The organism is Pseudomonas sp. 910_23, assembly GCF_052850795.1.
In genome coordinates this window covers 1-1313 of record NZ_VXCZ01000046.1, presented here as the reverse complement: position 1 = coordinate 1313, position 1313 = coordinate 1, and the positions used below count along the sequence as shown (strand labels likewise).

The following is a 1313-nucleotide window of genomic DNA, read 5'->3' as shown; positions in this document are numbered from 1 at the left end:
TGTCTAGTCCTGAAATAGATTTACACCTGTTTCAGTCTCAAAACGCCCGATGCACCGCATCGGGCGTTTTGTATTTCAGGGACAGGTGTGGCCGTTCCCCGTTGTAGATCAGCACCGACTCATCCACCATTTTCACTGCGTCCGCCAGATTTTTAGGGCGATACAGCAGGAACTCGGTCTTCAAAATGCCGTTTATCCTCTCCGCCAGAGCATTCTGGTAGCAGTCATAGCCGTCGGTCATTGAGCATCTGATGCCATGACTAGCGTGCAAACGTTGATAACGTTCAGAGCAGTATTGGGCTCCGCGGTCTGAGTGATGGATCAGTGGCAGCGTGCTTCGGCGTTCACCAACTGCCTTTTCCATCGCCTTGACCACCGACTCGGTATGCAAGCTCTCATGCACATGATGGCCTACGATCTTGCGCGAGTAGGCGTCTGTCACCAGACTCACATAAACCACGCTTTCCTGTGTCGGCAGATAGGTTATGTCTGCAACCCAGACCTGCTCTGGCCTATTGGCCACAATCTGCTCCTGACCCGCTTTGAGCAGGTTAGGATGGCGGCGAAAGCGGTGATGGCTGTCTGTCGTTTTGTGGTAAGCCCGTTTGCGCACAACCAGCTCTCGAGCGTTGCGCAGGATGCTAAACAGGCGGTCTCTGCCGACCCGCACTGATGCGCCGACTTCGACGCTCATCAGGTAATGCAGCTTGCGCGTGCCTATCCGTGGCTGGCGGCGGCGCTTTTCAAGAACAAAGTCCATGACTTCTTGATCTTGACGAGCCCTCTCGTCGAAAGCCCGATTGCGTTGGTAATACGCTTGGCGCGAAATGCCCATGAACAGGCAAGCCCTGGTGACGCTCAGGCCTTGGATTTGCCCTTGCGAGAGGACTTGCCGGGTCGCTTTTTTACGATGGAAACACCGTAGTCATTCTTCAGAACATTCACGACGGCTTCGAAGAATTGCGCTTTCTGATTGCTTAGCGCCAGCTGTTCTTCGAGCTCTTTGATCCGCTGCTCGGGGGTCAGCGGGAGGGTTGGCTCGGTCATGGACCTGCTCCTCGGTTCTCGAATTGAGGCGCCTTGGCTCCAGTTCTGCCGGCCATGCTTGCGTAGCCAGACCAGTACCGTGGACCGGCCCTGAATGCCGTAGCGCCGTTGAGCCTCTTTATAACTCAACTCGCCCTTTTCGACCTGGTCTACGACCGATAATTTAAAGGCTAGCGTGTAGTCACGCTGGCTCCGCCTTTTGCCCGAATCCATTGACTCCTCCTGAATATAGGCCAGAAGGCGTAAACCTTATTCAGGACGGGACA

Annotated in this window: 1 protein-coding gene; it reads right to left on the bottom strand. The window is 54.8% G+C overall.

Features of this window, described 5'->3' with window-relative positions; translation table 11 throughout:
- Window positions 1–37: 37 nt before the first annotated feature.
- Window positions 38–1260, bottom strand: a protein-coding gene (locus FW800_RS27250; RefSeq protein ID WP_446438861.1) for an IS3 family transposase whose coding sequence is annotated in 2 segments (ribosomal slippage) — window positions 38–909 and window positions 909–1260 — 1224 coding nt in all. Because the reading frame shifts where the segments join, the coding sequence is not laid out codon by codon here.
- Window positions 1261–1313: the final 53 nt, after the last annotated feature.